Annotated in this window: 14 protein-coding genes; 6 read left to right on the forward strand and 8 right to left on the reverse strand. The window is 34.4% G+C overall.

Going from position 1 to position 22,027, the window contains the following annotated elements; all coding sequences use genetic code 11:
* Positions 1 to 87: 87 nt before the first annotated feature.
* The 8 genes from AC3QL1_RS20645 to AC3QL1_RS20680 all read right to left on the reverse strand — a co-directional run bounded on the left by AC3QL1_RS20645 (position 88) and on the right by AC3QL1_RS20680 (position 11,373).
* Complete coding sequence (locus AC3QL1_RS20645; protein ID WP_492494009.1) at positions 88 to 2,076, reverse strand: beta-mannosidase; 1,989 nt, start codon at positions 2,074 to 2,076, stop codon at positions 88 to 90.
* 244 nt (positions 2,077 to 2,320) lie between these two features.
* Positions 2,321 to 3,838 carry a SusD/RagB family nutrient-binding outer membrane lipoprotein gene (locus tag AC3QL1_RS20650; RefSeq protein ID WP_492494010.1) on the reverse strand — a complete coding sequence of 506 codons (1,518 nt, stop codon included), beginning with the start codon at positions 3,836 to 3,838 and terminating at the stop codon, positions 2,321 to 2,323.
* 11 nt (positions 3,839 to 3,849) lie between these two features.
* On the reverse strand, positions 3,850 to 6,939 hold the full coding sequence (locus AC3QL1_RS20655) for a SusC/RagA family TonB-linked outer membrane protein (RefSeq protein WP_492494011.1): 3,090 nt from the start codon (positions 6,937 to 6,939) through the stop codon (positions 3,850 to 3,852).
* Between the two features lie 300 nt (positions 6,940 to 7,239).
* Positions 7,240 to 8,250, reverse strand: a complete 1,011-nt coding sequence (locus tag AC3QL1_RS20660) for a LacI family DNA-binding transcriptional regulator (protein WP_492494012.1) — start codon at positions 8,248 to 8,250, stop codon at positions 7,240 to 7,242.
* A 194-nt stretch (positions 8,251 to 8,444) separates the two neighbouring features.
* Positions 8,445 to 9,038 (reverse strand): murein L,D-transpeptidase catalytic domain-containing protein, encoded by a 594-nt coding sequence (locus tag AC3QL1_RS20665; RefSeq protein ID WP_492494013.1) that lies wholly within the window; start codon positions 9,036 to 9,038, stop codon positions 8,445 to 8,447.
* A 220-nt stretch (positions 9,039 to 9,258) separates the two neighbouring features.
* On the reverse strand, positions 9,259 to 10,521 hold the full coding sequence (locus AC3QL1_RS20670; RefSeq protein WP_492494014.1) for an MFS transporter: 1,263 nt from the start codon (positions 10,519 to 10,521) through the stop codon (positions 9,259 to 9,261).
* Positions 10,522 to 10,542: 21 nt separating this feature from the next.
* Positions 10,543 to 10,770, reverse strand: a complete 228-nt coding sequence (locus AC3QL1_RS20675; RefSeq protein WP_492494015.1) for a hypothetical protein — start codon at positions 10,768 to 10,770, stop codon at positions 10,543 to 10,545.
* A 6-nt stretch (positions 10,771 to 10,776) separates the two neighbouring features.
* A complete protein-coding gene (locus AC3QL1_RS20680) occupies positions 10,777 to 11,373 on the reverse strand; it encodes a TetR/AcrR family transcriptional regulator (protein WP_492494016.1) in 597 nt (198 codons plus the stop codon).
* A gap of 279 nt (positions 11,374 to 11,652) precedes the next feature.
* Here AC3QL1_RS20680 and ribB point away from each other — a divergent pair, with 279 nt between their 5' ends.
* The 6 genes from ribB (at position 11,653) to AC3QL1_RS20710 (ending at position 22,011) form a co-directional block, all read left to right on the forward strand.
* The gene (ribB, locus tag AC3QL1_RS20685; protein ID WP_492494017.1) at positions 11,653 to 12,315 is read left to right on the forward strand and encodes a 3,4-dihydroxy-2-butanone-4-phosphate synthase; all 663 of its coding nucleotides are present in this window, start codon (positions 11,653 to 11,655) and stop codon (positions 12,313 to 12,315) included.
* Position 12,316: 1 nt separating this feature from the next.
* Positions 12,317 to 12,889, forward strand: a complete 573-nt coding sequence (locus tag AC3QL1_RS20690; RefSeq protein WP_492494018.1) for a Crp/Fnr family transcriptional regulator — start codon at positions 12,317 to 12,319, stop codon at positions 12,887 to 12,889.
* Positions 12,890 to 13,212: 323 nt separating this feature from the next.
* Positions 13,213 to 14,604 carry a histidine kinase gene (locus AC3QL1_RS20695; protein WP_492494019.1) on the forward strand — a complete coding sequence of 464 codons (1,392 nt, stop codon included), beginning with the start codon at positions 13,213 to 13,215 and terminating at the stop codon, positions 14,602 to 14,604.
* Between the two features lie 107 nt (positions 14,605 to 14,711).
* Positions 14,712 to 17,309, forward strand: coding sequence for a zinc-dependent metalloprotease (locus tag AC3QL1_RS20700; protein ID WP_492494020.1), 2,598 nt, complete (start codon positions 14,712 to 14,714; stop codon positions 17,307 to 17,309).
* A gap of 26 nt (positions 17,310 to 17,335) precedes the next feature.
* Positions 17,336 to 20,680 carry a SusC/RagA family TonB-linked outer membrane protein gene (locus AC3QL1_RS20705; RefSeq protein ID WP_492494021.1) on the forward strand — a complete coding sequence of 1,115 codons (3,345 nt, stop codon included), beginning with the start codon at positions 17,336 to 17,338 and terminating at the stop codon, positions 20,678 to 20,680.
* An 11-nt stretch (positions 20,681 to 20,691) separates the two neighbouring features.
* A complete protein-coding gene (locus AC3QL1_RS20710) occupies positions 20,692 to 22,011 on the forward strand; it encodes a RagB/SusD family nutrient uptake outer membrane protein (RefSeq protein ID WP_492494022.1) in 1,320 nt (439 codons plus the stop codon).
* Positions 22,012 to 22,027: the final 16 nt, after the last annotated feature.

Here is a 22,027-nt window from a genome sequence, read left to right on the forward strand (position 1 = left end):
ATGTTTGAACGCAAATGACGCAGATTTTTAATAGCCTCATAACGCATAGTTTTTCCCCTTTGAACCTCTGTCCCTTTGAACCTTCTCCTAATATTTCTTCAAAACTTCATAAAGAGAAATGACTTTTAAAATGCGCTTCTCTATTTTTCCTTCAAACGTAATTATTTTTTCTTCGTCTTGTTTTAAATCGATATAATTATCGCTCCATTTTCCGGTATATCCTTGTATGGAAACATATACGTATTTTGCAGGTTTTGAAGATTTTAGTATTACTTTATTCCCTTTTATTTCCCATGTTATTTTTGGGTCTTCGAGTTTTAAATCTATTGGTCTGGTTAAATCAATTTCGGGTGTTTTATCATCTCTGTACGCTTCTTTCATGGCATACCACGCTGCTTTTGGCTGTCGGTCGTAATAATCGGTTACGCTCCAGCTTGCAACGGGCCAGCAATCGTTGAGCTGCCAGACTAAAGTTCCCATATTATAAGGCGCTTTTGAACGGTGGATTCCGATGATATTTTTTAAGGCATAATATTGCAGACATTGTGTGAGATAGGTATAATCTTCAACACTCATTTTTTTAATTTTATCTGAAGGAATAAAATAGCGGTTGAGATAAGAATCTAATTTCATAAACCCTTTTCCGGCTTTTTGATGCGCTTCAAGAATATCTGAATATAAATACCGGTCTTCGGGCAAGGTAAATTTCTCAATTGAAGAATAATTGGGCATTGCCTCCATTCCATATTCGCTGACAAAACGTCCAGTTTTTTTATCTGTTATTTCAATATCCTGCAATCCCCACCAGGTTCCCCAATAATGACTGTCGCCCTGGGTTATACTCTTTTCTTTTGACCAGTGAAAAAGTGGCGAAGAACTAATATAAGGGCGTTTTCCATCCACTTCTTTTATCCATTTCGGGATACTGTCGTGAAATAAACGGACGTAATCATGCCACAAACGGGTTGAATCCTGTTTGGACATTTTCATGCTTTTCTGCCATCCCCAACTTTTAAAAGCTTCATCGCCTTCATTGTTTCCGCACCATAAAACGATACTTGGATGATGACGAAGACGTTTTACCTGATATTGAACTTCTTCTTTTACATTATCAAAAAAGGCTTTATCTCCCGGAATCATTGTTCCGGCAAACATGAAATCCTGCCAGACATAAATTCCGTTTTTATCGCATAAGTCATAAAAATAATCGTCTTCATATACACCTCCGCCCCAAACACGAAGCATGTTCATATTGGCATCTTTGGCCAGAGAAATTACTTTTTCATATTCCTTTTTGGTAACTCTGGATAAAAATGCATCTGACGGAATATAATTGGCGCCTTTCATATAAACCGGTTTGTCATCAATTTTAAAATAAAATGATTTGCCAAGGCTGTCCGGCTGTTGTATTAATTCTATTTTTCGATTAAGGACATAAGGTTTCACCGAAGGTTTTTCATCGAATGCCTCTAAACGCGGTGTTTTCCAGATGCCGCAAGTAGTGAATTTTGGTCCCCAGTCCCAGCCAAAATGATATTGTGCTTTACGAACGTAAGCTCTGGGATTATCCGGAATTACAAATGGTAAATCTTTTTTTGCTAATGAATCAACAACATTTTGTGCCGATTTAAAAACAATTACCAAATCGTTATTTCCTGATTTTAGCACCTTTTTTACATCAACACGCCATTGCCGAAACATATTATCGGCTTTTAAAACCAACTGATTGTTTAAATAAACGGCTGCATAGGTATCTAATCCATCAAAAACGAGTTCTGTATTTTTCTTTTTTAATAGCGATGGTTTGATTTTGAAAGTGGTTTTATATTCCCAGTCTTTCTTTTCTATCCATTGCAGTTTTTTTTCATTGTCTCTGTAAAATGGATCGGGAATTATTTTATTATTCAGCAAATCGGTGTGGATTTCTCCGGGAACTGTTGCAGCAAACCATTTATCGGTTTTTATTTCTCGATATTGCCAATCTTCTTTTATATCAATACTTTGAGCATTGATTACAAATGAGAAATTCGCAATACAAAGAGATATTACCCAATAAAAGTTTTTTATAAATTTCATTTTTTATTTTTTACTGCAAGTGAAAATAGGACGCGGATGCCACGGATTAAGCGGATTCTTTTTTCTGAAAATCTTTTAATATAAATTTACCGCAAAGTGCGCTATGATTTACGCAAAGTTTACAAAGTTTTTTACTTTGAACCTTGGAATCTTAGAGATTAAAATCTTAAAAAAAAATAAGCCGGGCGGTACAGGTAATCCTACCCGGCTTAAGTCAAAAACTCAACTAACTGACCAATTTAAACTATTGTTTATCCCACCAAACTCTGGTTGTTAATAAATCCAGACCCTGACGTTGTATTGCTGCTTTGTAATTATCGGCATTTGTTAACAATTCTGACTGATCATAAATCAATCTTCTCGGAATTGTTCCGCCTGTTTCTCCCGTTGGATCATTCACCGGTACTAAAACAGGATATCCCGTTCTTCTGTATTCTGAAAATGCTTCGAAACCATTGAACAATAATACAATCCATTTTTGGGTAATAATCTGTTCGATTTTTTCTGCTTCGGTTCCGGCAGATTTAAATGGATATGTGGTGATATAAGTGTTGTATTCTGCCGTTGTAACCGCAGGAACTTTATCTCCAAAAATAGTTAATACTTCCATCGCTGCTTTTACACCGCTTTCATAATATTGCTGTGCGCTTCCGCCAACGTTCCAGCCTCTTACTGCCGCTTCTGCCAATATAAACTGAACCTCAGCATAAGACATGATTAAAGTTGGTGCATCAAAACGCAATACCGTTGATGTGTTTGGATCTGAGAAAAGCTTTTTATCTCCGCCCGGAAACTCTTTTGCATCATTTGCAAGTCCTTGCTGATGCGCCGGATTATTGTCTCCTGTTGCTTCTAATTTGGCATAAATTCTCAAACGCGGATCGTTTGTACTTTGCAATAAATCAATAAATGTTTTACTGAATTTTATGTTTGATTCTCCACCATTCAAGTCATTTTTAACCCATGAAGATGTGATTGGGTTTGTTTTAACTCCTGCAGGACCTGCATCGTGTTTTAACACAAGGCTATCATCATTTGAAGTAAAAACACCTTTTGAAGCTGCTTTTTCTACATATTCTTTTGCTTTTGCAGGATTTACTTTAGACAAACGCATCGCAACTCTCAACATTAAGGAGTTGGCTAGTTTTTTCCATCTTGCAACGTCACTTTGGTAATACAAATCTGCAGCACCGGCAAAAGGTTTACCCGCATCTAATGTATTTCCGGCTTCATCCAATTCTTTTAAAAGATCATTGTAAATGGCTTCCTGCGTATCATATTTTGGAGTAAAAATATTTCCGTTGTATCCTTTTCCGGCTTCAAAATAAGGAACTTCTCCATAAGTATCTGTTAATTTTTGGAACAAGAAAACTTTCATAATTCTACAAGCCTGAATCATGTTTGAATTTTCGGGAGTATCCGGCAAAACCGACATTAACTGGTAAATCTGATTTAAACCTTTTCCGTAAGTTTCTCCAAAAAGCGCTGCAGAATATTCTGAAGAATAGGTATATTTTGAACCTGAACCTCCTAATGAAGAAAACTGCTGTACAATTTGTGCTGCATAAATATTATTCCCTCTTGTGTTAGAAAAATCCTGTCCGTCTACATAAATTTCAGCCAGCGTAAACATTGATTTTATAGCCGGATCTGTTAATGCATTTGGATTCGTATTCATTTCTTCGAATCCTTTGTCGCAGGATGTCAATGTCATAGCACTAACAATTGCGATACAAAATAGTTGTATAAATTTATTTTTCATCTTTGTTATTATTAGAATTTGACATTAAGCGTTAAACCATAGTTTCTTGTTAATGGCATAGAAGCTCTTTCAAGTCCCTGAGCATTACTATTGTTATAGTTTGACTCCGGATCAATGTTTGGCACTTTGTCATAAATTGTCCATAAATTATGAGCAGAAAATGCTAAACTAATCGATTGAAATGGCGTTTTTGATAAGTATGTTTTTGGAAAATTATAAGCAAAAGAAATCGCTCTTAATTTTACAAAATCAGCATCGTAAACAAAGTTTGATGTTACATCACTATAACTTCTCCAGTAATCGTAAGCAGAAACTGTTGTGTTTACTGCATTTCCGTTTGTATCTGTTCCGCTAACGGCAACTCCGCCTTCACGCCCCTGAAGTGTCAATTCAGACAATCCATAACGAGCTCCTAACTGGTTTGTAGCCGAATAGATTTCTCCTCCAAATTTAGCATCTACAAAAACCGAAAGTGTGAAATTTTTATAAGAGAAATCATTTGAAAGCCCCATTGACATTGGCGCAACACCTTGTCCTGCAATAATTAAATTTCCTCTAAGGAATTTACCGCTTGGGTCAAGTACAATATTACCATTTGCATCTCTTAAATAATCATACGCTTTGATTACACCAAAAGGCTGTCCTTTTTCTAATACTACAGAAGCTCTTGCATCTCTGTTATCATCCAATAATTTCGTTGGAATTTTATCAGAAAGATTAACCACTTTACTATCATTATAAGCAAAATTATATCCTACGCTCCAGGTAAAACTTGGTGTTTTTACTGCTTTTACATTAATCGCAAATTCAACCCCTTTGTTTAAAATTTCTCCTACGTTGATTTTTGTCGTTCTAAAACCAGAAGCTTTAGAGATGTCAGCATCAGCAATATCGTTTGTGGTTCTTTTTTGGTAAAAAGTCAAATCTGTACTTAATCTGTTGTTGAAAAAAGTGTTTTCAAAACCAAATTCGATTGTACTTACATTATATGGTTTTAAATATTTGTTTGGAACTGTGTCTCCATTAATACCTAAAATTGGCTGTCCCTGAGAATCTGTTTGTCCGTCTGGCGTAGTGTATGTTAATGACAATGCATAAGCATCCGGCAATGCGCCACCTACGTTACCCCAACCTGCTCTTAATTTACCATAAGACATCCATTCCGGTAATTTAATTACTTCAGAATAAACAAAACTGGTGCTTACAGAAGGATAAAAAATACTGTTATTTGATGGATCTAAAGTAGAAAACCAGTCTTCACGGCCTGTTAAACTTACAAACAAGAAATCTTTATACGCTAAATCAGCTGAATAAAAAAGAGAGTTTACTTCACTTTGAGAAAACAATTTTTCAGTTTTATCAGGTTGTGTGTTGGCATAAAAATATTTGAACGGAACAATAAAGTTATTTCCTTTCATTTTAATACCGCTCATTCTGTTGTCCTGACGGTTTGCTCCAATAAAAGCATCTAATGAAAGGTTTTTGGCGATCTCACTTTTGTATCCTAAATATCCTGAATAATTAATTTCTGAACGGTTTTCAATTCTGTTTTCGATTGATCCGCCCGGGCTGTAATTAATTCCTGTTGGTTCAATTTCTGTATATTCATAATTAATATCATCGATACCAATTACTCCTTTTGCATAAATTTTATCGGTAATATTATACGTTACTTTTGCAGAACCTATAAAACGTTTTCTAAGATCTTCGTTCAAAGGTTCTTTCGTAACATAGTAAGGATTAGTGTGGTATACGTTTCCACCAAAATAATCTGCTTCACCGCCATTTTCGTCATATGCATCGCTTATCCATCTGATGTCTGTTCCCGGAGTCATAAAAGTTACCGGAAAAGACGGGTTTCTTGGCGAGTCATTCAAGTAAGGTCTGTTATGACTTTTCTCCGTGATATACTGTGCGTTTGTCTCAACATTTATTTTTTTGTTTGGTGCCGAATTTAAACTCAAAGTCACGTTATTTCTTCCAAAATCAGTTCCCGGCAAAATAGATTCATCTTTTGTGTTTCCGAAAGCTAACCTGAAATTAGTCGTTTCGTTTCCACCTGAAATTGCCAGTGTATTACTGAAAGAAAATCCGGTTCTGTAGAAATTCTCCACATTATCCTGACCATAAGCTCTGTATGGTTTTGTAGTTCCGTCAATAGCCAGAGAAGGCGTTCCGTCGTATTTATCTCCCCATGCAAAATAATAAGAATCCCTAAGTTCCTGCAAGTTCGTAAATCTGGTTGCAACACCGTTTACAGGTGCTCCGGCTCCGTATTGATCCTGCCAGTGCAAAAGACTTGCCGGTGTATTAAAAGTAGAATTTGTACTAAAATCTACTCCAATTCCGGTTCCGCTTTTTCCTTTTTTAGTTGTAATTAAAATAACACCGTTTGCTCCTCTGTATCCGTAAAGTGCAGAAGCCGCACTACCTTTTAATACTGACATCGAAGCAATATCATCCGGATTGAAAGATGACATACCATCCCCTTTATCAGCTCCACCGTACATTCCGGCATTTCCCTGCTGACTGTTATCAATCGGAATTCCATCAACAACATACAAAGGCTGGTTAAGTCCCGAAGCAGAAGTTGCTCCACGAATTACCACACGGCTCGAACCTGATGGTCCTGAAACCGGTGCAGAAACGTTAACCCCGGCAATTTTTCCCTGAAGTGCATTTCCTAAGTTAATTTCTTTGTTTTTTGTCAGATCTTCTCCTTTTAATTCTCCAACAGCATAACCTAAACTTTTTCTTTGTTTTTTAACTCCAAATGAAGTTACGACAACATCTTTTAATTCCTGTGCATTATCTGCTAATACCACTGAAATTCTAGTTTCACTTTCCTGAAGCACTACTGATTTTGATACAAAACCTATAGAAGATACATTCAAAGTAACTTTACCTTCAGGAACGTTCATTTTAAATCGACCTTCAGCATCTGTAATTGCGCTAAATGGTTTTCCCTGAACTTCGATTGATGCAGCAACAATTCCCTTGTTTTCTGCATCTGTCACTACGCCTGTTATTAATCGGTTTTGTGCTGCAGCTCCTAAACTGCTAAACAATACCATTGCTAACATTGCCAATATTCGTTTCATAAGCATTTTTTTGGTTTAATTTGTTTTGATTTCGTTTTGTTTGTAATGTGTTTGTTTTAAATAATTAATAAAAATTTGAACTCAATTTTAATATGGTATTCCACGTTTTTCAACTATCGAATACTATGTTTTTATACTTACGCCAATATTTCAGAATATCAAGAAATCGATATAGTCAACAAACAATAAACTTCCATTTGTTTGCGTTATAATCTTCTAAAATTTTACTAAAACGATTTAGTAAATTATTTAAAAAAAAACAAATCCCTTTGTTCTTTCATTCTATAATTCCGCTGGAAATTAAACGGATTCCCTAACGATTAATTTTCCTTTTTTGAGACTTTTTTCAACATCAAATGTTTCCATATCTGTCATTTGGCTCATCAGCAATTGTATTGATTTAACTGCTATTTCTTTAATGGGCTGGGCAATAACCGTAATTGTTGGTGTATGCAATTTAAAGCTGTCATGATCATCAAAACTAATAACGGATATATCTTCCGGAATTCTAATTCCCATATCTTTAAAAGCCTGAAGACCTGTAAGTCCCATATAATTTGTCAAAAATAATACAGCATCAATTTGAGGATTCTTTTGAAAAAAATTTACAACCGCTTCAATTCTGGCTTCTTCGGTGCTGTGATATTCCATGTGAAGAACAAGCGAATCCTTATAAATTCCTTCTTCTTTTAAAGCATCCCGATAACCGTCTTCCCTTAATTTCATCTGAACCATTTCAGAAGTATTATTGACAACGGCAATATTTTTACAGCCTTTGTTAATCAGGAATTTAGTAGCAGAATTTGATGCTTCGTAATTGTCCATTACAACATGGCTTACTCTTTGTCCGGGAAAATACCTGTCGACTAATACAACCGGTTTTTTCAATTTTAAAAGAAGATCAATACTTTCTTCCAGATTTTGTGTAGGCGTAATAATAAAACCATCCACATTTGCCTGCAAAAGACTATGAATCAACTCTTCAGAACGTTCATCATCATCACCTGTACTGCAATAAAAAACTCTGTAATCTATATTTTTTGCTTCATCCTCAATCACTCTCGCCAAATCAGAAAAGAATTGATTTGAAATATCCTCCACAATAAGTCCAATAGATCTTGTTTTACCGGTTCTAAGACTGGTCGCAATCATACTGGGTCTATAATTGAGTTTTTCGGCTACATCCTGTACTTTTTTAATGACAGTAGCGCTGATTCCCATTTTCTCCCCTTTACCATTAATTACAAAAGATACTGTAGATATTGAAACTTTTGCCTCTGTAGCAATATCCTTTATGGTGATCTTTTTCATACAGTGGTTTAGTGTTTTGTAAGCTTATTAATGATATAGCAAATATATACAAAAACAATTACTAAAACGATTTTGTAACATTTTTTTTAAACAAATCATTTTTTTAATTAAGTAAAAACAAATTATTATTAGTAAATACAAGTATTTAGCTAATAATACATTTTTTTATAAAGTATATTGACAATTTGCATTTATTAGTAATAAACGCTCAAAATGATGTTTGTTTTAGAATTGTCAATTATTTTTGAAAGCCTTTTAAAGAAAACTTCATTTACCATTGGACATCCGTGACTATTAGAAATATAATAATCCTGTTCTTCTTCCGGAACTGCCGAATAAAAGTGTAAAACAATAGCGCGTTTTAAGGCATTACTATTGCTTTCGTCTAAACCGGATAATTTGTATGATTTTCCAAACATTCCGCCGTAAGATTTTCCAATAGAATATCTGCCCAAAGAGGTGCAATTAGAATTAGGTTCATTACTAAATTTTAATTCTCCTTTTATACTGGTTTCAGATCCTGAACCGTGAGCGACAAGTCCCTGGTCTATAATTTTATCGTTTACTAAGTCATAAACAAAAAATCTGTTTTTAGCAGATTTGATTCTCATATCAACAAAAAAAGCAATTTTAGAATTATAATTTGATTTCGAATTAATCATTATTTTCACCTCTGCAACCTGACCGTTAAATCTTTCTAATTCCATTTCTGACAATGAATTATTATTTTCTTTTATTCCTCCAAAAAAACTTATTGCAGTAAATAATATGATGTTGAATATTTTCATAATTGTGCTTTAAAGTTTAAGCCAAATTTGTTGTTTTTCAACCTTGCTTAAACTGATTTTTTAATGCACAAATTTACATTTCACTCAAAACAAAAACATTCCTTAAAAGACTGAAAAACAAAACAATAAGATTTATTTTAAGATACAGATTATACATAAAAAAAGCCCCGTAAAATCAGTGTTTTTACGAGGCTTTATATTTAAAAATCTGCTTAAAATTTTATTCTAAAATAACAGGCTTTTCAAGCGTTTTATCTTTTGATTTTGCCAATTGATTTACTCTCCACATCAAAAATACGGTTGTTAAAGTAACGGCCGCAATTACATAACCCAAAACATCATAGTTTTCAAGAGGTGATGCTTTTGTTTTTTGATGCACAATAAATCCGGCGCAAACTGCTGCAATTCCACCCGCGATTTGCTGTAATGAAGAAGTAATCGACATATAAGCGCCACGATCTTTCATTTCGGGAATTGCGGTATTAAGCGTTGTTGCCGGAATCATACGGCTCATAATTCCCATAAAAAGAATCATGTTGATTACGACAATTTCCCATAACGGAATTGGTGTAAGATTAGTGTAAATTAAAATCATAATGATCGAAATAGCTGATCCTGCCGTAAACAATTTAAACTTGCTTACTTTATCACTCAATTTACCAACTAACGGCATTATAAACAACACTGAAACTCCGGTGAAGAAAAACACCATTGGCAATTGAAGCTGGCTGATATGGATATTGTTTACTAAAAATGCGCTTCCGAAAGGCTGTAACATAAATCCTCCAACTGAAAGAAATGCAATCGCCATAAAACCTATCTGATATTGTTTGTTACTCAACGTATGCCATAAATGCAAAAACGGATTTTTGTCTGATTGCAGTTCTAAGTGTTTCGTTATAGGCTGCATTTGTGTAATAATAGCAACTAAAATAAGTACCGCCAAAACAGCAATCATAATAAATGCTGAATGCCAGCCCCAGTTATTGGCAAAATATAATCCAACCGGAATTCCTAAGATCTGGCTTGTTGCAAATGCCATTTGTATAAATCCCATAACGCGGCCTCTTTGCTGAATCACAAATAAATCCGTTACGATTGCTAATGAAACCGAACCAATTACACCGCCAAAAAGTCCGGTAACGATTCTTGCCATAAGTAGCATAAAGTAACTTGTAGAAAGGGCACAAAAAACGGTTCCGATAATGAAACCTGTATAAAAGAATATCAACAGTTTTTTTCTGTCAAATTTATCTGCGAAACCTGCAGCAAGCAATCCCGAAATTCCGGCACTAAATGCATAGGCCGAAACTGCAAAACCAAAGTTTGCAGTGGTCATATCCAATGTTTTCATAAGGATATCTCCCAGCGGAGAAATCACCATAAAATCCAGAATAACTGTGAATTGTAAAAGTGCCAGTATGGCAATAATTATTTTTTGGTTTGAAGTAAAAGCGGGAACTTCTATTTTTGGTTTTTCCATTTTAAAGGTATGTATTTTTGATTAGGTTAATTCCTGGCACTCGTGGCCAAGTTCATTGATGATATTGATAATTATTTCCGGCTGCAATTTTTCTGAAACCACACGAAGCACGCGATCAACGTCTTCGCAATCAACGCTCCATTGCTGAATATCCTCATGATTTGTTAATGTTGTGTTTATGGCACAATCGGGATATATTTTATCAATATTTGTTTTAAAAATATGTATTTTTTGTAAATCTGTTTCCATAATTTTTCATGGTTTTAAAGCTTTTATAGCGGCCTCAAAAGCTTCTTTCATTATTTCATTGGTTAATACAAATGGTTTTCCTCCCAGACTTTTGCCTTCGGTATGAAAGTTCAACAACGTGTATAATGGTCCGTAAGCGATACTCCAGAAAGCTTCAAATGACATCGGAATCAGCTCTTTATTTTTCAGTCCGTTGTCGATAAACTGTTTCATAATAGCCCTGAAATCTGAAAACTCCTGTATAGAATCTAAAATTGCTTCGGCATGCGGCGAGTGTTTGATGATTTCAAAAAATGCAACTTCTTTTGGATATTTCATCGTGAATTCGGCGCGGTTTTCCCATTGTTTCCACAACCCTTTTTCAAACGACATATCCGGCGAAAAATCTTTAATAGTTCCTCCTAAAAACTTCAAAGCAACTTTTCCCCCTATTTTCTGAATCAAATCATCTTTGTCTTTGTAATAGATATATAAAGTGGCGACAGAAATAGAACAGGCTTTTGCTAATTTATTCATACTAAAACCCTGAAATCCATCTCGTACAATTTGGTCGATTGCAATTTCAATTACCAAATTTTCTTTATCGATATCTCTTATTCTCATGCCAAAAAATTTTTGACAAAGATAAAATAATAAATGAATGAGCATTCTTTTATTTATTATTTTTTTTATTTGATATTTAAAATTTTTTCCGTAAATTATTCAAACTCATCCAAACATATATTTCCTGACCAATTTGAAGATGCAAATTAGCTTTATCAAAGTTTAAACTTTGACAAAGCTTTAGACTTTATTTATTGACTTACATCAAACTTTTCGATTTAAAACAACTTTAGCTTTGCAGGGTAAAATTTTTAAAATCAATTTATAGAATCCCACAAAATGATAGATACGTTAATAAGTCCGCTGGAGAAATTTGGTTTAACCAGTCAGCAACGAGTAGAAAATGCTCTGAAACAATTACAAAACGGAAAAGGAATTTTACTGACAGATGACGAAGACAGAGAAAATGAAGGTGATTTAATTTTTTCTGCACAACACATGAGCGTTTCGGATATGGCGCTGATGATTCGCGAATGCAGCGGAATTGTCTGCCTTTGTCTGACGGATGAAAAAGCAGATGCACTTGATTTACCTTATATGGTAAAAGAAAATACAAGCAGTTTTCAAACTCCGTTTACGATTACTATCGAAGCGGCAAAAGGCGTAACAACCGGAGTTTCGGCACAAGACAGAATTACTACAATAAAAACGGCCTGCAACGACAATGCAAAACCGTCAGATCTGGCAAGACCGGGACATATTTTTCCGCTTCGTGCAAAGAAAAACGGTGTTCTGGAACGAAACGGACATACGGAAGGAAGTGTCGATTTAATGAAACTGGCAGGTTTAAAACCTCAGGCAGTTTTATGCGAATTAATGAATGAAGATGGCTCTATGGCAAAAATGGATAAAATAATTCAATTTGCAGAACAGCATGATTTAATCGTTTTATCGATAGAAGATATTGCCTATTACCGTAAATTTGTGAGAGACTACATTTAATATGATATACGAGCAGCTTGGTAATTACATCAAAAAGAATATCGAGATTACGGATGAAGATTTAAATACGATTCTTTCTTATTTTAAACCTTTAAAACAAAAAAAGAATGATCTTTTGCTTTCTCAGGGACAAACCAGCCAACAGAGTTTTTTTGTTGGCAAAGGCTGTTTGAGAATTTTTTTCATTAATGAAGAAGGAAAAGACGTAACCCGATATATTGCTTTTGAAAATCAGCTGGCGACGGCTTTGGTTAGTTTCATTACAAAATCTCCTTCGGCAGAATATATTCAGGCTATCGAAAAATGTGAACTTTTATCCATCACCCATGAAGATTTTAATTATTTGATGGAAACAATTCCGCAATGGCGCGCTTTTTATTGTGTGTATCTGGAAAAAGCGTATGTGAATAATACTAACAGATTAATGTCTTTTACAACGATGGATGCATTGGAAAGATACAATCAATTATTGAAGGTAAATCCAACAATTGTAAAACGACTTCCGAATAAAATTGTGGCTTCTTACATTAATATTTCGCAGGAAACTTTAAGCAGGTTAAAATCTAAAGTTTGATTTTAAAAATAGGGAGTAAAATTCTTTCAATCTGAGCATCAGCAATATCCGGAGTAAAAAATCAAAAACTGTTTAAAAGAAAAGACTATATTTGCCGACGAATTTTTTGATTCTGATCGCCTTTAATTACTCTTTTATATCTTTTTACATCTTTGAAATTTAATTTAAAAAATAGCTTCTCCGGTCGGAACTTCTTTATTTTAGGAATCTTTTTTATCGCCCTTACTTTACTTTCTCTTTATGTATTAAGTAATTTGATTACTCAGATAACCGAAAAATCAAATAACGACAGTACAAAAAGATTTTTCGCGAAAAGAGAGGAAATGGTACAACAGGAATTTTCCCGTTTTCTGGATACGCACAAAGAGTTTGATCATATTATCAAAATTAGTAATTCAGAAAATCTTGCAGATCACTTAAAGGTTTTAAGCACGATTCATGCTAATGACAGCATTATTAAAAATAATTGGTTTCAGATTAATAACGGCAAAATTGAATTTACGACTTCAAAAAGTAATGCAAATCTGGATGGTATTATAAAAGATTTTATTCTTAAAAATAATTCCAAAGAAGAATCGAATAGTATTGTTAAGGACAAAAAAAACTTTTTTTGGCGTATCTATTTTAAATCTGTTTCAGAAAACGGAACAATTGTTCGCTATGGTTTTGATGTTGATCTGAAATCGTTGCAATCTTATTTTAAAAACATCAAAAATAACATTCCAAATTATGCTTTTGTTTTTGATCAGCAGGGAACAATTCTTTATCATCCGGAAGGAAAACTTTTAGAAAAGAATGTTTTTAAGATTACCAATATGACTCCGGCTGATACTACTTTTATCAATGACGAATTTTATGGTAAAAAAACAGCATTATCAGAATATCTGAATTTAGATATTATACGATATACAAAACGCCTTAATATAAAAAACACCAATTGGTACATCAGCACCAATTCTCCAAAAGATGTGGGTAATGAAGATGTTGATGCTGTAAAAAAATATGGTTATTTAATCTACATTATCACCACTTCGATACTGCTTCTCTTTTTCTATTTGTTTACGATTTTTAATAAAAAAATATTCAAGGAAAAAGCCATTCTTTTAAGACAAAAAAACAGGCTTCTTTTAGAAAATGAAAAAACCAATAAAGAAAAAGCATTAATTCAGTTGCAACAGCTGAAAGAACAGATTAATCCTCACTTTTTATTCAATTCGCTTAATTCGCTTTATATGCTTATTGATAGCGATACAACGGTGGCGAGAAAGTTTACTTTGAATCTTTCTAAAATTTACCGCTATCTAATTAATCCGCCGCTACAAAATATTGTAACTCTGCAGGAAGAATTGCTTTTTATAGAAAAATACATTTTTTTACAGCAAACCCGCTTTAAAGACGAATTCATTTTTTCGGTTGATATTGTTGAAGATGAAACAGTTTTATCGAAAAAGATTCCGTATCTGGCTTTTCAGATTGCGGTCGAAAATGCTATAAAACACAATATTGCATCTGATGAAAATCCGTTGACAATTACGATTGAAATTCGCGAAAACGAGGTTATTATTACCAATAATCTAAACGAAAGACATAACTCCGAAGGTTCTAAGTTTGGTCACAAATACTTAGAAAGCATTTATAATTATTACTCTAAAACCGATTTTCAGGCCTACAAAAAAGACGGGAAATTTACTTGCATTTTACCACTTATTGGCTAAAAACAAAACTTTCACTCCCAAAAAAAAGCCACTCACTCCATTTTGTTTTTTTTAACATAATTTATAAAATATTTTCGGCAAAAATTAACCTAAACTTAACTTTCAAGATGAGAGAAAAGGCATTGCTGATAAATCTAAAAACCGTTGTTTTAGCGACAGTACTTTTAAGTACCGGTACCATGGTTTCTCAAAAAAAGAATAAAAAAGACAAAGACAAAACCGAACAAGTTAACGATTCTCTTAAATCTTCAAAAGGGAAAAAATACGACGACCTTGTAAAACAGGGAACTTTCAAAAAAGGTTTGTTTAATACTATTCAGGTAAAATCAGATTTATATTTAGAAATCAACGATTCTTTGTTTCAAAGAGAATTTTTGGTTGTTAATAAACTTTCTAATGTTCCAATGCCGGTTAATGATGCCGGGTTAAACAGGGGGATGAATTATGAAAACAAGATTATCACGTTCCACAAAGATCTTGTTGCAAAAAAGGTTTGGGTAAAATCATCTGTCCCAAAAGTTTCATCCCCAATTGGAGACGCTATCACAGCTTCGGTAAATGCTAATTTTTCGGAATCTATTATAGAAGTTTTTGATATCGAAACAAAAAACAACGATTCAACTTCGATCGTAATCAAAGCAAATAAAGTTTTTGACGGAAAACAAAAAAGTTTCAACGATGTTTTAAGCAATATTGGTTTTGGCGGATCTGTAAAATCAGAACTATCGTATATAGAATCTGTGAAAACTTTCCCGAAAAATATTGTAGTTAAATCACAGCTTACAACTTCTGTTGCTGAGGGCGGACCAGCTTTGTCTGTAACATTAGGGGTAACCAGTAATATTATTTTGTTGGATAAAACGCCAATGCAAGCTCGTTTTGCGGATAAACGCATTGGCTTTTTTTCAGAAAAACACTGGTATTTTAGTGATGATCAGCAGGCAATGCGTGAAAGAGAATTAATTACACGCTGGAGACTTGAACCTAAAAAAGAAGACCTTGAAAAATATAAAAATGGCGAATTAGTAGAGCCTAAGAAACCCATTGTTTACTACATCGATCCATCGACACCTAAACAATGGCGCTCGTACATAACAGAAGGGGTTCGCGACTGGCAGGCTGCTTTTGAAAGAGCAGGATTTAAAAATGCCGTTATCGCAAAAGAACCTACGGAGGATGACACTGATTTTGATATCGATGACGTTCGTTATTCTGTTATTACTTATGTTGCGTCGCAAAAATCAAATGCGATGGGACCAGCGGTTGTTGATCCAAGAAGTGGCGAAATTATCGAATCAGATATTATCTGGTGGCATAATGTGATGACGTCACTTCAAAGCTGGATGCGCATACAAACCGGTGCAATTGACCCGAAAGCAAGAGGAAACAAATTTAGTGATGAACACATGGGAGAAGCAATTCGTTTTGTTTCGTCTCACGAAGTAGGTCACACTTTTGGTTTAAAACACAACATGGGCGCTTCTTTTGCTTATGATGTGGAGTCGCTTAGATCAAAAGATTTTACGGCAAAAATGGGCGGAACTGCTCCTTCTATCATGGATTATGCCCGATATAATTATATCGCGCAGCCAGAAGATAATGTCGAAGCCATTACTCCAAAAATTGGTGAGTATGATAAATACGCTATCGAATGGGGTTACAGATGGTATGCAAACGAAAATGAAGAACATACTGCATTAAATGCTTTGATTGCAAAACATCAGGATGATCCGATTTATTTCTACGGAGAACAACAAGACGGAGATGCTACAATTGATCCACGTTCACAATCTGAAGATTTAGGAAATGATGCCATGAAAGCCAGTGAATACGGACTTAAAAACTTAAAGAAAGTAGTAAGCCATATCCTGGAATGGACGTATGATAAAGACGAATCTTATTACGGAACGGGTAAACTTTATATTGGTGCAATTGGTCAGTGGAATTTATACAACTATCACGTATTGAGCAATCTTGGCGGTGTTTATTTAAATACAACTGTTCACGGTGACAATAAAGCGAGTTATGTTCCGGTTCCGGCTGCGACACAAAAAAGAGCGGTTGCTTATTTATTAAAAAACAGTATTACGCTTCCTGAATGGTTGTTTTTCAATCCGATTTTAGACAAAACAAATCCTTTAAAAGATTCTCCGTTAGGCCCATTCGAATATACGCCTTATACATTGGCAAGAGAATTACAATACGGAATTTTATATAATATGCTGAGCGACGATCGTTTGCTTCGAATTACAGAAAACGAATTATTTCAGCGTAATGAAACGAAAGAAAATGTATTTACCGTAACGCAGTTATTTAAAACGTTACGTCAAAGTATTTTTGCTCCGACCATTCAGAATAAATCATTGACGATTTTAGAACGTTTAACTCAGAAAAATTATGTTGATGTTTTAATTGTATCAACTAATAAACTTTTTGAAAAAACCGAGCCGAAGAAAAGTATCGAAATTCAGCAAAATCTAAACATGCCGCAATTGTGTGATTATTTAGATAATTCGAAAATGGCACGCAATATTAATCAGTCTTCCATGAAAAGAGTTTCGGAAGTGACATCTGATAAAAAAGGAGAATTAAATCAGGTTTTACAATTATTAAAATCTAAAAGAAATATCGGAAATCAGGAAACCAAGAACCATTATTTCGATTTGATTCAGCGTATTGAAAGAGCATTAAACAACACATTATAAATTTTTAACCAAACCCAAATTCCAGAATGAAAAATCTATTTTACATGCTGAGTTTTCTTATTGCCCTGTCCGGGTATGCCCAGGAAACCAGAACGATTAAAGGAAAAGTAACGGATTCGAAAGATGGTATGCCTTTGTATGGTGTATCTGTCTTTGTAGAAAACGCTTCTATTTCAAACAGTACACAACAAAAAGGTGTAATTCAAAGTTCAAGTCTTGGTACTGTTACTGACTTTGACGGTACATTTACACTACAAATAAATGGTAATGTAAAGTTTTTAAGGGTAACTTATATTGGATATGAGTCTACTTCTCTTGAGGTTACCAACCAAAAAAACTACAATGTTAGTTTAAAATCTGAAACTGCAGAATTGAAAGAGGTTGTTGTTACGGGTTACCAAAAAATCGAAACAAGAAAACTTACTTCTGCTATTAGTAAGGCTAACATGATAGACATTCAACAAGCGGGTGTTGCCAGTATCGATCAGTTATTAATTGGTCAGGTTACGGGTGTTGCCGTTACTCAGGCTACCGGTGCTCCTGGTACTATTGCGAAAGTGAGAATTCGTGGTACAGCTTCGCTTTCAGGTCCACAAGATCCATTATGGGTTTTAGATGGTTTGCCTTTAGAAGGAAATGATGTTCCTCAAAACTATGACAAAGACAATATTGATCAGTTGACAAACTTTTCTATCGCAGGTTTAAACCCTGAAGATATTAAAGATATCACGATCTTAAAAGATGCTTCGGCAACTGCTATTTACGGTGCAAGAGCTTCAAACGGAGTTATCGTTGTTACGACTAAAAAAGGTAAAAAAGGAAATATGAGAGTAAACTTTACTACGAATACTTTCCTTACTCAAAGACCTAATTTTTCTAAGTTAAACTTAATGGATTCTTCTCAAAAAGTTGATTTCGAGTTGGCTATGGCTTCTGATCCAAATTTAACTTACAGAGATACCGGCGGACAAATTTCACGTATTTTAAACGGTGCGGGTGAATTAGGAGCCTACAGAGCGGGAGGTTTTTCTGCTTTAAGTACAGATTCTCAAAATTCAATCAATGCCTTAAGAAACAACAATACAAACTGGGGTAATTTATTGTATCAGGATGCCGTAAATACACAGTATGGTTTAAGTTTATCTGGTGGTGGTGAAAAATCTGACTACTACTTCTCTCTTGGAGCTTATGATGAAGACGGAACCACAATTGGAACCGGATACAACAGATACAACCTTACCTTGAAAAACAATTTTGAAGTAAGCGATAAATTACGTGTTGGAGTTAGCATTTTTGGTTCTCAAAGTACTACAAAATCTTATATCTCAGATACAGATGGTTTTACAAATCCTGCCAACTATTCAAGAAATGTAAACCCGTATTTAACTCCAAGAAATGCTGACGGAAGTTATAACTACGATAAGGACATTAGCGGATATAGTAATAATTCTGTATACGTTCCTTTTAACTTTCTTGAAGAAAGAGAAAACACTTCTTACGAATTAAAAAACAGAGCTATAAAAGCGATACTTGATATTGATTATAACATTACTAAAAACTTCAAAGCAACTACTCAGGTAGGTCTTCAATTTGACAATAATGCTTCTGAAAAATTTGCAGATAAAGAAACTTACTACACTAGAAAAGTAAGAGAAAATACAAAAAGATTCAGCGGTGGAGTTCCTACTTACTTCCTTCCTGATGGTGGAATTATTCAAAACTCAAATACTGACTTTTTCCAATACAACTGGAAAACGATGTTAAACTACAGTGCTGTTTTCAACAAAAAGCATGAGGTTGAGGTTATGGCAGGTAGCGAGTTAAGAAGAAATTACAATACTTCTATCGCAACAAAAGGTTTTGGATATAATCCAACAAACTTAACGACGAAGCCAATCATGTTTCCTAACGAAAGTGTTGCTAACGAAGCGATCTACAAAACGTACCAAAAAACAGAGAATGAAAATGCATTTGCTTCATTTTTTGCTACAGCATCTTATACTTACAACAGAAAATATACTGCTTTTGGTAGTGTGCGTTACGATGGTTCGGATTTATTTGGTGTAGATCCTAAATACAAATACTTACCATTGTGGGCTCTTTCTGGTTCATGGTTAGTATCTGAAGAAGATTTCTTAAAAGAAAGTACACTTTTATCTACTTTAAGACTACGTGCTTCTTATGGTTTACAAGGAAATATCGACAAAAATACGTCTCCTTATGTAGTTGGAGAATACAAAAACGTAGTATTATTGCCTGGTCAAAACGAGCAGACTATTTATATCTCATCTCCGCCAAACGATAAATTAAGATGGGAAAAAACAACCAATACAAACGTTGGTTTTGACCTTGGTTTGTTTAACAACCGTGTAAGCGTTGTAACAGATGTTTACGGAAGAAAAAGTAGCGATTTGATTGGTTTACAATCTCTTCCTATCGAAAATGGTTTTGAATTCTCTACTTTAAACTGGGCACAAGTGTCTAATAAAGGTTATGAAATTGCATTAACGACAAAAAATATCGAGCGTCCTAATTTCTCATGGACTACAAACATTAATTTCTCTCATAACAAGAGTAATGTAGACCGTATTCAGATTAGAGATAATACCTATACACCTTCTAGAGAAGGATATCCTGTGAATGCTGTATTCGCCCTAAAAACAGCAGGAATCGATGAAAATGGCTACCCATTATTTAAAAATAAAAATGGAGAAACCGTAGATACAAACACCTTTTTTGCCCTATATGACCCTTATGCAGATTTCTTCCCTGGAGAAATAACACAATCACGCTTATCAGCAGCTGAAACGAGAAACCTATTTACCTACGTAGGAGATCGTGACCCTAAATTTACCGGAGGTTTTATCAACACGTTTAAAGTACATAACTTTGACCTAACCATTGCTACTACTTTTAACATTAAACAAACTGTTGTAGAAAGACCTCCTTATAATGGAACAATTGTAGATCGTGGACAAAACTATTCTACTGAAATTTTAAATGCTTATTCGTCTACAAATACCGGCTCAAACTTACCTGGTATCGTAGGGAAAAATTCTGGAACAGGAGATTCATGGATGGCTTACAACTGGTATGCTGATGCAACACCAATCAATTCTTATGCTTTACTTGATACATGGGTAAAAGAAATGAGTTACATGAGATTAAGCAGTATTCGTTTAGGATATTCTTTACCTAAAAAAGCGACTAACAGCGTTTTTATGGAAGATATCAGATTTAGTATTGAGGGAAGAAACTTATTTGTTGTAAGCTCTGATTACAAAGGTTACTTTGATCCTGAAACTTACGGAAATATCTACGCACAACCAATCCCTAGATCATTATCTATTGGATGTAACTTAACTTTTTAAACTGATTTAAAATGAAAAATATATTAAAATATGCATTCTTTTTCATCGCAGCTGCTACTACAGTAAGCTGTGATGATTATCTGGACGTACAGCCTATTGGTAAGGTAATTCCGGAAACATTAGCAGATTACAGAGGAGTACTTACAAGAGGCTACGAAGCATTTCCTCAACATAAAAATCTTATTACCTTAAGAACAGATGAAATAATTTTGGATGATTTTTCAAATGATTTCGTTTACTGGAAAGATATTTATTCCTGGAATGACGGAGCTGCTGACAGAATCACAACAGATTTTCAATACGATGCGCTGTACAATACCATTTTCTATGCAAATGTCATTATTAATGATGCAACAGGTAAACTGGAAGCTTCTGCAGATAAAGATCAGTTAATTGGAGAAGCTTATGCTTTAAGAGCGTATGCCTATTTCGACCTATTAAATTTATTCGCTAAGCCTTATAATGCTGCTACAGCGGGTACTGACAAAGGTGTGCCGTTAGCTTTAAAAGTAGATTTAGAACAGGCTTACATTCCTGAAAGCGTTGCTAAAGTTTACGATCAGATTCTTTCTGATAAAGAAGAAGCGAAAAGATTGCTTACTAAAGATACTCAGGCTAAAGGTTTGAACTACCGTTTTTCTAAAGCTGCTATTTATGCCATGGAATCTCGTATTTTTTTATACCGAAAAGAATGGGCAAAGGCTATCGAAGCTTCTGATAAAGCATTAACATACAAAAACGCTTTAGTTGATTTAAAAGCTACTGCTGTTTTGCCAACAAGTTATGATGGAGTTGAATCAATATTAGCACTTGAAGATGTTTTTAATAATAACTTAAAAGGATCTTCTTATGTATCATCAGATTTATTAGATGCTTACGATCAGGTAAATGATTTACGTTTTGCCTTGTATTTCAGAAAAAGCGGTGGAGATTTTTACTTTAAAAAAGGTGGAGAACTTGCTCAAAAATGTTCTTTCAGAGCATCTGAATTATATTTGACAAAAGCAGAAGCTTCAGCTCAGTTAAATGACTTAACTCCGGCAAAAACTGCTGTATTGACTTTTATCAAAAACAGATACAATGCTGCAGGTTACAATCAGCTTGCTATAGAAATTGATGCAATGAGCCAAACAGAACTTCTTGACTTTATTGGTCAGGAAAGACAACGTGAGTTTGCTGCAGAAGGACACCGTTGGTTTGATTTGAGAAGAACAACTCAAAAAGAAATCATCCATTATCTTGGTGGAGATGAATATAAATTAATTCAAAATGACCCGCGTTATACGCTGCCATTCCCACAGAATGCACGTTTAAATAATCCAAACTTGTAGAAAGAATTAAGCTCCG

The sequence above is a fragment of the Flavobacterium sp. GW823-FHT04A11 genome, from assembly GCF_058796535.1.

What these genes read in the sequence shown, in the direction of transcription:
- AC3QL1_RS20645 (WP_492494009.1), bottom strand. Translation starts at nt 2,076, where the DNA reads ATGAAATTTATAAAAAACTTTTATTGGGTAATATCTCTTTGTATTGCG.
- AC3QL1_RS20650 (WP_492494010.1), bottom strand. Translation starts at nt 3,838, where the DNA reads ATGAAAAATAAATTTATACAACTATTTTGTATCGCAATTGTTAGTGCT.
- AC3QL1_RS20655 (WP_492494011.1), bottom strand. Translation starts at nt 6,939, where the DNA reads ATGAAACGAATATTGGCAATGTTAGCAATGGTATTGTTTAGCAGTTTA.
- AC3QL1_RS20660 (WP_492494012.1), bottom strand. Translation starts at nt 8,250, where the DNA reads ATGAAAAAGATCACCATAAAGGATATTGCTACAGAGGCAAAAGTTTCA.
- AC3QL1_RS20665 (WP_492494013.1), bottom strand. Translation starts at nt 9,038, where the DNA reads ATGAAAATATTCAACATCATATTATTTACTGCAATAAGTTTTTTTGGA.
- AC3QL1_RS20670 (WP_492494014.1), bottom strand. Translation starts at nt 10,521, where the DNA reads ATGGAAAAACCAAAAATAGAAGTTCCCGCTTTTACTTCAAACCAAAAA.
- AC3QL1_RS20675 (WP_492494015.1), bottom strand. Translation starts at nt 10,770, where the DNA reads ATGGAAACAGATTTACAAAAAATACATATTTTTAAAACAAATATTGAT.
- AC3QL1_RS20680 (WP_492494016.1), bottom strand. Translation starts at nt 11,373, where the DNA reads ATGAGAATAAGAGATATCGATAAAGAAAATTTGGTAATTGAAATTGCA.
- ribB (WP_492494017.1), top strand. Translation starts at nt 11,653, where the DNA reads ATGATAGATACGTTAATAAGTCCGCTGGAGAAATTTGGTTTAACCAGT.
- AC3QL1_RS20690 (WP_492494018.1), top strand. Translation starts at nt 12,317, where the DNA reads ATGATATACGAGCAGCTTGGTAATTACATCAAAAAGAATATCGAGATT.
- AC3QL1_RS20695 (WP_492494019.1), top strand. Translation starts at nt 13,213, where the DNA reads ATGGTACAACAGGAATTTTCCCGTTTTCTGGATACGCACAAAGAGTTT.
- AC3QL1_RS20700 (WP_492494020.1), top strand. Translation starts at nt 14,712, where the DNA reads ATGAGAGAAAAGGCATTGCTGATAAATCTAAAAACCGTTGTTTTAGCG.
- AC3QL1_RS20705 (WP_492494021.1), top strand. Translation starts at nt 17,336, where the DNA reads ATGAAAAATCTATTTTACATGCTGAGTTTTCTTATTGCCCTGTCCGGG.
- AC3QL1_RS20710 (WP_492494022.1), top strand. Translation starts at nt 20,692, where the DNA reads ATGAAAAATATATTAAAATATGCATTCTTTTTCATCGCAGCTGCTACT.